The following is a 9748-nucleotide window of genomic DNA, read 5'->3' as shown; positions in this document are numbered from 1 at the left end:
TTGGCTGGCTGAAGGAGAACCGTCGCATCGTGACGCGCTTCGACAAGCTCGCAACAAGTTTTGCGGCGATGGTCTCATTGGCCTGCGCTATGCGGTGCTTGCGACAATACTTTACGTACAGAGCCTAGGGGCGATTCACATGTCAGTTAAGTATTTTCAAAAGTTTAACTCAAAACCAGAACCTTCCAGCACAGCTGAATGGAGACACCCCCATGAATACTGAAATCCTTACTGAGGATGAACTGGCAGACCTGACGGGCTACAAACACCGCAGCTATCAGCGTCAATGGCTCAAGGCTCGCAACTGGGTCTTTATCGAAAGTCGCGGCGGTCGCCCTCTGGTTGGCCGGATGTTCGCCCGCATGAAGCTCGGAATAATTTCTCCAACCCTGGCAACCCAACCCCCACCACCAGCACCTACCTGGACCCCTGACTTTTCTCGAGTAAGTTGAAATGCGCCCTCGCAAAACCGAAAACCAACACCTGCCGCCAAGGATGTATCAGCGCACGCGCCTGCGTAAAAACGGGAAAGTGTGGACGGCTTACTATTACCGCGATGCAACGGGCCATGACATTCCGCTGGGCAAGGATATTAACCAGGCCCGTATGAAGTGGGCCGAACTGGAGTCGAAAGAAAAACCTTTAGACCTGCTTGTAATGAGAGGGATATTTGATCGATACGCCAGAGACATCATTCCCAAGAAGGCCCCAAGGACGCAAAAAGACAATGCCGCCGAACTTCGCCAACTGAGAGCGGTATTTGATGATGCGCCTATTGATGCGATATCGCCGTCTATGGTCGCCCAATACCGCGATGCCCGATCTGCCAAGACGCGAGCTAATAGAGAGCTCGCTTTGCTCTCGCATGTATTCAACATTGCCAGGGAGTGGGGGCTAACTCGACAGGAGAATCCGTGCCTTGGTGTTCGTAAGAACAAAGAGAAGCCCAGGGACTATTACGCCAATGACGAAGTATGGGCGGCAGTTTATGGCTGCGCTCCGCAAGAGGTTCAGGACGCAATGGACTTGGCCTATCTGACAGGGCAACGCCCGGCAGATGTTTTGGCGATGCGCCGCGACGATATGGCGGGGGATTTTCTTCTGGTAAGACAAGGCAAGACGGGCAAGCGCCTTCGCATTCACTTGAACACCAGTATCGGCCGCAGCAGTCTCGGGCTGTTGCTTGACCAAATCATGCAGCGCAATGCTGCTCACACCTCGCCTTATTTCATTCTCAGCAAAAGCGGTGTGCGGGTGTCCTGGCAAATGATGCGCAACCGTTGGGACGCCACTCGATTGCTTGCCGCTGACAGGGCAAGAGCATCGGGATCAGAGGAGGAAGCAAAGCGGATCATGCAATTTCAATTTCGAGACATCAGGCCAAAGGCTGCATCGGAAATTGCAGATATTTCGGAGGCGAGCGCGCTTCTTGGGCACTCAAAAGAAGGGATTACGGAACGGGTTTACCGGCGTATCGGAGCCATCGCCAAGCCCACAAAGTGAATTAGTTATGGAACACCATGCCCAAAGTAATGGAACACTTCACTTTCCTGCGCCCAATAAAAAACCCCGTAGACCTTGATCTACGGGGCTTTCGAATGTGGAGGCCGAAGCCGGAATCGAACCGGCGTGGGCGGATTTGCAATCCGCTGCATAACCATTTTGCTATTCGGCCAATTGTGCTTGAAGCTTCGTGAGAAACATCAAAAACAAGAGTTTGTAACTGCGACTTGTCGCTACAACCATTTGATTCTTCAGCACTTCAGGTAGTTGCCCCAGGGCTGATGGCGCGCATTATGTACTAGAAGGCTGAAGCTGGCAACCCCCTGAATTCTAATAATTTTTAGTTATTTTTCTGCCACGGGTTTTCAGATCACGACATTGCGTACAAACCGCAATGTCCCCTCGCCTTCGTTGCGGTAGGCATGGGGTCGGTTGCTGGCGTACATATAGAACTCTCCCGCGCTAAATCGCAGTACCTGTTCGTCCATGACCAGGGTCAAACAGCCTTCGAATACGTAGAGCTGTTCGCTCCAGCCTTCGGCATCTGCCTGGGAGAGGTATTCCTCTCCCGGCTCCAGGGTCCATTCCCACAACTCGACTTCGCGGGTGGCGGTGGCTTTGGACAGCAGGACGGCTTTGCTCCCCGCCTTCGCACCCGTCCAGGCCACTTCGTTGATGCGACTCGGGTCAGGCGAGCCCGGAGCCTGAATCAAATCACTGAAGGCTACGTTCAATGCCTCTGCAACTCGGTCAAGGGTGCTCAGGCTGACGTTCTTTTCGCCAGCCTCTATAGCCACCAGCATTCGCCGACTCACACCGGACAGTTCGGCCAAGGTGCTCTGGCTCAGGTGCGCCAGCAATCTGAGGCGCCGTACGTTCTGACTGACGTGCTGCAAAACCGACGCACGTTGTGAATTTTCTTTGGGCACTATATTGCTCACCTTGTGGGACTGCGCAGTATACTGCCCAGCTTTGACGCATTGTGCGTCTCCATTCCTGTAGCACGCAAGGTTGCGACGCCAATGAAATTTACCCGATTGCTGCCTTTGACCTCTCGCTTCAGTAAAGCGGAGTGCGTGCTGATTCTGATTACGATGGTGTGGGGCATCACCTTTCTGCTGGTGCAGCATGCACTGACAGCGAGCGGGCCTATGTTTTTTGTGGGGCTGCGCTTTGCCGCGGCGGCCGGCATTGTCGCTTTTTTTTCCATTCGCAACCTGCGCGGCATCACGCTGTTCGAGCTCAAGGCGGGCATGTTTATCGGTGTCTCGATCATGCTCGGCTACGGCTTGCAAACCATTGGCCTGCAAACCATACCAAGTAGCCAGTCCGCCTTCATTACCGCGCTTTACGTACCCTTTGTACCGCTGCTGCAGTGGCTGGTGCTGGGACGCAGGCCCGGTTTGATGCCGAGCCTGGGGATCATGCTGGCCTTTACCGGACTGATGTTGTTGTCCGGCCCAAGCGGCGCGTCCCTGGATTTCGGCCCCGGAGAGATCGCCACGCTGATCAGCGCCATTGCTATCGCTGCCGAAATCATTCTGATCAGTGCTTACGCAGGCAAAGTCGATGTGCGCCGGGTAACTGTCGTTCAACTCAGCACGGCGTCAATTCTGGCGTTTTTGATGATTGTGCCGACACAAGAAGCCATTCCTGACTTTTCATGGCTATTGTTAGCCAGTGCGGTTGGCTTGGGCGCTGCCAGTGCGGCGATTCAGGTCGCGATGAATTGGGCCCAGAAAAGCGTTTCGCCTACCCGCGCCACACTTATCTATGCAGGTGAACCGGTCTGGGCTGGCATTGCGGGGCGTCTTGCAGGTGAGCGCTTGCCCGGCATTGCGCTGCTTGGCGCGGCATTGATTGTTGCAGCGGTGATCGTGAGTGAGTTAAAAACAAAGGGTAAGAAGCTCGAAGAGCTTGAGCAAAAGCAAGGCGACCAAGCCTGCGATTAAAACTGCAAGCCTAAGACGCAGTACGATTTTTTACTTAGAAGCGCTTACACGAGGAGAGAACTGTAGGAAACCCAACCGGTTATCGACAGACTTTGTAGGATTCAGCCACAGGTTCACTGTTGGTGATCTGCAACTCGCCACGTATGATCGCTTACAAACTCCTGCAGATTAGAAGCCTATGTCCCTGATAGTTCTACTGCTTCTGCCCTTCGTCGGCAGCTGTCTGGCGGCTGTTTTGCCGCACAACGCACGTAACAGTGAATCACTGCTGGCCGGTCTTATTGCTTTGATCGGCACTGTTCAAGTAGCCATGCTCTATCCACAAATCGCCCACGGTGGCGTCATTCGTGAAGAGTTCATGTGGCTGCCCAGTCTCGGCTTGAATTTTGTCCTGCGTCTGGACGGATTCGCCTGGCTGTTCTCGATTCTGGTGCTTGGCATCGGCACGCTGGTGTCGCTGTACGCCCGTTATTACATGTCCCCCGAAGACCCGGTTCCGCGCTTCTTTGCGTTTTTCCTGGCGTTTATGGGGGCCATGCTCGGCCTGGTACTGTCGGGCAATCTGATTCAGATCGTGTTTTTCTGGGAGCTCACCAGCCTCTTTTCATTCTTGCTGATTGGTTATTGGCACCACCGCTCGGATGCCCGACGCGGCGCTTATATGGCGCTGATGGTCACGGGCGCCGGGGGGTTGTGTCTGCTGGCGGGGGTCATGCTGCTTGGCCATGTCGTCGGCAGCTATGATCTGGATGCCGTGCTCGCGGCGGGCGACAAGATCCGCGCCCACAGCCTGTATCCAATCCTGCTACCCCTCATCCTGATCGGCGCCCTGAGCAAGAGTGCGCAATTCCCGTTTCACTTCTGGCTGCCCCATGCAATGGCGGCGCCAACCCCTGTATCGGCTTATCTGCACTCGGCAACGATGGTCAAAGCCGGGGTCTTTCTCCTGGCTCGTCTCTGGCCTTCCCTGTCGGGCAGCGAAGAATGGTTCTGGATTGTCAGCGGCGCCGGTGCCTGCACCCTGGTGCTGGGCGCTTACTGCGCGATGTTTCAAAATGACCTTAAAGGCCTGCTGGCCTATTCGACCATCAGCCACCTGGGGCTGATTACCCTGCTGCTGGGCCTCAACAGCCCGCTGGCCGCCGTGGCTGCGGTGTTTCACATCCTCAACCATGCAACGTTCAAAGCGTCTCTGTTCATGGCTGCCGGGATCATTGACCACGAGAGCGGCACACGGGACATTCGCAAGCTCAGCGGCCTGTTCAAGCTCATGCCCTACACCGCGACCCTGGCCATGGTGGCCAGTGCCTCGATGGCCGGGGTGCCGCTGCTGAACGGGTTCCTGTCCAAAGAAATGTTCTTTGCCGAAACCGTGTTTATCAATTCCACGGCCTGGGTTGAAATCGCCCTGCCAGTCATTGCGACCATCGCCGGCACGTTCAGCGTGGCCTACGCCCTTCGTTTTACCGTGGATGTGTTCTTCGGCCCGCCTGCGACCAACCTGCCACACACCCCGCACGAGCCTCCACGCTGGATGCGCGCCCCGGTCGAGCTGCTGGTGTTCACCTGCCTGATGGTGGGGATTTTCCCGGCACAAACCGTCGGCCCGCTGCTCGCCGCCGCTGCACAGCCGGTCGTGGGCGGCGAGTTGCCCGAGTACAGCCTGGCCATCTGGCACGGGCTCAATGCGCCGATGATCATGAGCCTGATCGCCATGTCCGGCGGTATCCTGCTGTATGTGCTGTTGCGCAAACAGCTCAAGCTCGATCGTTTCCCGTATCCGCCGCTGATCAAGTACTTCAATGGCAAACGCTTCTTCGAGCGCAGCCTGGTGGTGATCATGCGCGGCGCGCGTCGGCTTGAACGACGCATCAGCACCCAGCGCCTGCAAACCCAGCTGTTCCTGTTGATTCTGGTTGCCGTTATCGCCGGGCTGATCCCGATGTTCTACAGCGGCCTGAGCTGGGGCGATCGACCGAAAATACCGGGCTCGATTGTCTTTATCACCCTGTGGCTGCTGGCGATTGCCTGCGCACTCGGCGCCGCCTGGCAAGCCAAGTACCACCGTCTTGCAGCCCTGACGATGGTCAGCGTGTGCGGCCTGATGACCTGCGTCACCTTTGTATGGTTCTCGGCGCCGGACCTGGCCTTGACCCAACTGGTGGTCGAAGTCGTGACCACCGTGCTGATCCTGCTTGGCCTGCGCTGGCTGCCACGGCGTATCGAAGAAGTCTCGCCACTGCCGGGTACCTTGCGCAAGGCGCAGATCCGTCGTTTGCGCGACTTGCTGCTCTCCACGGCAGTGGGTGGCGGCATGGCGTTGCTGTCTTACGCGATGCTGACACGCCAGACCCCCAACGACATTTCTTCGTTTTACCTCAGCCGGGCACTGCCTGAAGGCGGCGGCAGCAATGTGGTGAATGTGATGCTGGTGGATTTCCGGGGCTTCGACACCCTGGGTGAAATCACTGTTCTGGCCGCCGTTGCGCTGACCGTGTTTGCCCTGCTGCGTCGCTTCCGCCCCTCCAAGGAAAGCATGCAGCTACCTGCCCAGCAGCGACTCCTGGCCAAGGACGTGATGACTGACCTGGTCAACCCGCGTAGCGCCAGCGATACCGCATTGGGCTTTATGATGGTGCCGGCCGTGCTGGTGCGCTTGCTGCTGCCGATTGCCTTTGTAGTGTCCATGTACCTGTTCATGCGCGGCCATAACCAGCCGGGCGGCGGCTTCGTCGCAGGCCTGGTGATGTCGGTGGCGTTTATCCTGCAATACATGGTTGCCGGCACACAGTGGGTCGAGGCACAGATGAGCCTGCGGCCGTTGCGCTGGATGGGCACCGGGCTGTTGTTTGCAACATTGACCGGGCTGGGCGCAATCCCCTTGGGCTACCCGTTCCTGACCACCCACACCTTCCATTTCAGCGTGCCGCTGTTGGGCGATATCCATGTGGCCAGCGCCCTGTTCTTCGATATCGGCGTGTATGCGGTGGTCGTCGGCGCAACCCTGCTGATCCTCACGGCACTGGCTCACCAGTCCGTACGGGCCCATCGCCCGAGCAATCAGCTTGCCCCGCTGCCTGCCCTTCAATCCGCGCTTGCCACCAAAGAAGGAGCCGCCTGATGGAAGAAGTCATCGCCATTGCTATCGGAGTATTGGCCGCATCGGGCACCTGGCTGGTTCTGCGTCCGCGAACCTTCCAGGTGGTCATGGGCCTGTGCCTGCTGTCCTACGGTGTCAACCTGTTCATCTTCAGCATGGGCAGCCTGTTTATCGGCAAGGAGCCGGTGATCAAGAACGGCGTCCCTCAGGACTTGCTCAACTACACAGACCCATTGCCCCAGGCTCTGGTGCTGACCGCTATCGTCATCAGTTTCGCCATGACCGCGCTGTTTCTGGTGGTCTTGCTGGCCTCTCGGGGCCTGACCGGTACCGACCACGTAGATGGCCGGGAGCCTAAAGAATGAATTTGATGCCGCACCTGATCGTCGCCCCCATTTTGCTGCCACTGCTCACCGCAGCCTGCATGCTGATGCTGGGCGAGAAACACCGACCGCTCAAGGCACGGATCAATCTGATCTCGACCCTGCTCGGCCTGGGCATCTCCGTAATGTTGTTGCTTTGGACCCGCCAGCAAGCCATTCCGGCTTCGATTGGCGTTTACCTGCCCAGCAACTGGGAAGTGCCCTTCGGGATAGCCCTGGTGGTTGATCACTTGAGCGCCTTGATGCTGGTGCTGACCGGCATCATCGGCATCAGCGCCCTGCTGTTCGCCATGGCCCGCTGGGACCGCGCAGGAGCCAGTTTCCACGCGCTGTTCCAGATCCAGCTGATGGGCCTGTACGGGGCCTTCCTGACCGCCGACCTGTTCAACCTGTTCGTGTTTTTCGAAGTGCTGCTGGCCGCTTCGTACGGCTTGATGCTCCACGGCTCGGGCAAAACCCGGGTGTCTGCGGGGCTGCATTACATCTCGATCAACCTGCTGGCTTCTTCCCTGTTCCTGATCGGCGCGGCCTTGATCTATGGCGTCACCGGCACGTTGAACATGGCCGATCTGGCGCTGAAGATTCCCCTGGTGCCTGAAGCGGATCGCGGATTGCTGCATGCGGGCGCTGCCATTCTGGCTGTGGCCTTTTTGGCCAAGGCGGGCATGTGGCCGCTGAATTTCTGGCTGGTGCCTGCTTATTCCTCGGCCAGTGCGCCGGTGGCAGCCCTGTTCGCAATCATGACCAAAGTCGGGATCTACACCGTATTGCGCTTGTGGACCCTGCTGTTTTCCGGGCAGGCCGGAGCATCGGCGTACTTTGCCGGCGACTGGCTGATCTACGGCGGCATGGCGACCATTGTCTGCGCAGCCATTGCCATCATCGCCGCCCAGCGACTGGAGCGCATGGCCAGCCTGAGCATCCTGGTTTCTGCCGGTATCCTGTTGTCGGCCGTGGGTTTCGCCCAGCCCAACCTGACTGCCGCCGCGTTGTTCTATCTGATCAGTTCCACCCTGGCCCTGAGTGCGCTGTTCCTGCTGGCCGAGCTGATCGAACGTTCGCGCTCCTCGGCCGATTTGGTGCTCGAAGACGATGCCGAACCACAACCGAGTCTGACCGCCACCCCGCCGCCGCGCGGCAGTAACCTGGACGATGAGCAAAAAGTCGTTGTCGGCCAGATCATTCCCTGGACCATGGCCTTCTTGGGGCTGAGTTTCATTGCCTGCGCCCTGCTGATTATCGGCATGCCGCCGCTGTCCGGGTTTATCGGCAAACTCGGCTTGCTCAACGCCCTGCTCAACCCCCTGGGCCTGGGCAACTCATCGGATGCGCCCATTTCGACGGCGGCCTGGAGCCTGCTGGCGTTGTTGATTCTCTCGGGGCTGGCGTCATTGATTGCCTTTTCGCGCATGGGTATCCAGCGCTTCTGGACGCCCCTTGAGCGTGAGTCACCGATACTGCGCCGCATCGAATGCCTGCCCATCGTGTTGCTGCTCGGGCTGTGTGTTGTGCTGACGTTCAAGGCCGAGCCGGTCATGCGTTATACCCAGGCCGCCGCCGACACCCTGAACAACCCGGAGCGTTACGTGATGGCCGTGATCGGCACCCGTCCGGTGCCAAGCCCGCAAGCCAAGGCGGCAGCACAGGAGGTACAACCATGAAGCGTCTGTTCCCTGCTCCCTGGCTGTCCCTGGCGCTGTTGGCGCTGTGGCTGCTGCTCAACCTGTCCCTGAGTGCTGGCAATCTGCTGCTGGGGGCCGCGCTGGCCATTCTGGCGCCACTGATGTTCGCGCCGCTGCGACCGTTGCCTGTGCGCATTCGCCATCCACGGGTGATCATCAAGCTGTTCTTTCTGGTGGGCCGTGATGTGGTGCTGTCCAACATTGCCGTGGCCTGGGGCGTACTGCGGGCTGGCAAACAACCGCCACGCTCGCGGTTTGTGAAAATCCCTCTGGATCTACGTGATGCCAACGGCCTGGCGGCCTTGTCGATGATCACCACCGTAGTGCCCGGCACCATCTGGTCGGAACTGGCGCTGGATCGCAGCGTGCTGTTGCTGCACGTGTTCGACCTGGAGGACGAAGCGCAGTTTATCGAGCACTTCAAGACGGCCTACGAACGCCCATTGATGGAGATCTTTGAATGAGTGCCCTGCTCTCCAATGCCATCCTGCTCAGCCTGTTTATCTTCAGCCTGGCAATGGTCCTGACCGTGATCCGCCTGTTCAAGGGCCCGTCGGCCCAGGACCGGGTTCTGGCACTGGACTACCTGTACATCCTGGCCATGTTGATGATGCTGGTGCTGGGTATCCGTTATGCCAGTGACACTTACTTTGAAGGCGCGCTGCTGATTGCCCTGTTTGGCTTTGTCGGCTCTTTTGCGCTGGCCAAATTCCTGCTGCGTGGCGAGGTGATCGAATGAATAGCGTCAGCGAGTTGTCGCTCTGGATCGAAATACCGGTGGCCCTGCTGCTGGTACTCAGCAGCCTGTTTGCCTTGTGCGGGGCCATCGGGCTGCTGCGCCTCAAGGAGTTTTTCCAGCGCATGCACCCACCGGCTCTGGCTTCGACCATTGGCGCATGGGGTGTTGCACTGGCGTCGATCCTGTACTTTTCCGCACTTAAATCGACCCCGGTCTTGCATGCCTGGCTGATGCCGATCCTGCTGTCCATCACGGTTCCGGTGACCACCCTGCTTCTGGCCCGGACCTCGTTGTTCCGCAAACGCATGGCGGGTGAAGACGTACCGGCTGAAGTCAGCAGCGGCGGGCGCAGCGAAAGCGGCAGCTGACGGTGTGGGAGCGGGCTTGCT

General features: G+C 58.4%; 10 protein-coding genes, 1 tRNA gene and 1 pseudogene. 10 read left to right on the top strand and 2 right to left on the bottom strand.

All coding sequences use genetic code 11. The annotated features are described in order from the left end of the window. The 3 genes and pseudogenes from HBN79_RS20750 to HBN79_RS20740 all read left to right on the top strand — a co-directional run. Window positions 1–128 (top strand): annotated as a pseudogene (locus HBN79_RS20750) (IS5/IS1182 family transposase); the annotation flags it as partial. 84 nt (window positions 129–212) lie between these two features. Next, window positions 213–452 (top strand): DUF4224 domain-containing protein, encoded by a 240-nt coding sequence (locus HBN79_RS20745; RefSeq protein ID WP_169917132.1) that lies wholly within the window; start codon window positions 213–215, stop codon window positions 450–452. A 1-nt stretch (window position 453) separates the two neighbouring features. Next, complete coding sequence (locus tag HBN79_RS20740; RefSeq protein WP_169917131.1) at window positions 454–1503, top strand: tyrosine-type recombinase/integrase; 1050 nt, start codon at window positions 454–456, stop codon at window positions 1501–1503. A 98-nt stretch (window positions 1504–1601) separates the two neighbouring features. On the opposite strand, the gene HBN79_RS20735 is transcribed toward HBN79_RS20740, so the two are convergent. Continuing rightward, window positions 1602–1675: transfer RNA gene (locus tag HBN79_RS20735), tRNA-Cys, on the bottom strand. A gap of 193 nt (window positions 1676–1868) precedes the next feature. Beyond that, on the bottom strand, window positions 1869–2432 hold the full coding sequence (locus tag HBN79_RS20730) for an XRE family transcriptional regulator (protein WP_169917130.1): 564 nt from the start codon (window positions 2430–2432) through the stop codon (window positions 1869–1871). A gap of 93 nt (window positions 2433–2525) precedes the next feature. Between HBN79_RS20730 and HBN79_RS20725 the strand changes: the two genes are divergently transcribed. From HBN79_RS20725 to HBN79_RS20695, 7 genes are all read left to right on the top strand, one after another. Further along, the gene (locus HBN79_RS20725; protein ID WP_186348359.1) at window positions 2526–3455 is read left to right on the top strand and encodes a DMT family transporter; all 930 of its coding nucleotides are present in this window, start codon (window positions 2526–2528) and stop codon (window positions 3453–3455) included. 178 nt (window positions 3456–3633) lie between these two features. Then, window positions 3634–6576: a monovalent cation/H+ antiporter subunit A gene (locus HBN79_RS20720; protein WP_095024535.1), complete on the top strand. Its 2943-nt coding sequence runs from the start codon at window positions 3634–3636 to the stop codon at window positions 6574–6576. Then, window positions 6576–6920 carry a Na+/H+ antiporter subunit C gene (locus HBN79_RS20715; protein WP_019829081.1) on the top strand — a complete coding sequence of 115 codons (345 nt, stop codon included), beginning with the start codon at window positions 6576–6578 and terminating at the stop codon, window positions 6918–6920. Before HBN79_RS20720 ends, HBN79_RS20715 begins: the two co-directional genes overlap by 1 nt. Then, window positions 6917–8599 carry a monovalent cation/H+ antiporter subunit D gene (locus HBN79_RS20710; RefSeq protein WP_169917128.1) on the top strand — a complete coding sequence of 561 codons (1683 nt, stop codon included), beginning with the start codon at window positions 6917–6919 and terminating at the stop codon, window positions 8597–8599. The genes HBN79_RS20715 and HBN79_RS20710 overlap by 4 nt, the downstream gene beginning before the upstream one ends. Next, window positions 8596–9084, top strand: coding sequence for a Na+/H+ antiporter subunit E (locus HBN79_RS20705; protein ID WP_095024533.1), 489 nt, complete (start codon window positions 8596–8598; stop codon window positions 9082–9084). Before HBN79_RS20710 ends, HBN79_RS20705 begins: the two co-directional genes overlap by 4 nt. Further along, entirely contained in the window at window positions 9081–9359 is a 279-nt protein-coding gene (locus tag HBN79_RS20700; protein WP_016780538.1) for a K+/H+ antiporter subunit F, read from the top strand. Before HBN79_RS20705 ends, HBN79_RS20700 begins: the two co-directional genes overlap by 4 nt. Next, a complete protein-coding gene (locus HBN79_RS20695; protein ID WP_169917127.1) occupies window positions 9356–9727 on the top strand; it encodes a Na+/H+ antiporter subunit G in 372 nt (123 codons plus the stop codon). Before HBN79_RS20700 ends, HBN79_RS20695 begins: the two co-directional genes overlap by 4 nt. Window positions 9728–9748 lie beyond the last annotated feature (21 nt).

This window comes from Pseudomonas sp. WS 5051, assembly GCF_012985715.1.
Classification (GTDB): Bacteria; Pseudomonadota; Gammaproteobacteria; order Pseudomonadales; family Pseudomonadaceae; genus Aquipseudomonas; species Aquipseudomonas bubulae.
The sequence above is the reverse complement of the archived record's forward strand: the minus strand, read 5'-3'. Positions and strand labels throughout refer to the sequence as shown.

Bases quoted from the DNA above. Each gene is read 5' to 3' on its own strand.
- HBN79_RS20715 (WP_019829081.1), top strand. From the start codon at position 6,576: ATGGAAGAAGTCATCGCCATTGCTATCGGAGTATTGGCCGCATCGGGC.
- HBN79_RS20725 (WP_186348359.1), top strand. From the start codon at position 2,526: ATGAAATTTACCCGATTGCTGCCTTTGACCTCTCGCTTCAGTAAAGCG.
- HBN79_RS20705 (WP_095024533.1), top strand. From the start codon at position 8,596: ATGAAGCGTCTGTTCCCTGCTCCCTGGCTGTCCCTGGCGCTGTTGGCG.
- HBN79_RS20720 (WP_095024535.1), top strand. From the start codon at position 3,634: ATGTCCCTGATAGTTCTACTGCTTCTGCCCTTCGTCGGCAGCTGTCTG.
- HBN79_RS20695 (WP_169917127.1), top strand. From the start codon at position 9,356: ATGAATAGCGTCAGCGAGTTGTCGCTCTGGATCGAAATACCGGTGGCC.
- HBN79_RS20710 (WP_169917128.1), top strand. From the start codon at position 6,917: ATGAATTTGATGCCGCACCTGATCGTCGCCCCCATTTTGCTGCCACTG.
- HBN79_RS20745 (WP_169917132.1), top strand. From the start codon at position 213: ATGAATACTGAAATCCTTACTGAGGATGAACTGGCAGACCTGACGGGC.
- HBN79_RS20700 (WP_016780538.1), top strand. From the start codon at position 9,081: ATGAGTGCCCTGCTCTCCAATGCCATCCTGCTCAGCCTGTTTATCTTC.
- HBN79_RS20740 (WP_169917131.1), top strand. From the start codon at position 454: ATGCGCCCTCGCAAAACCGAAAACCAACACCTGCCGCCAAGGATGTAT.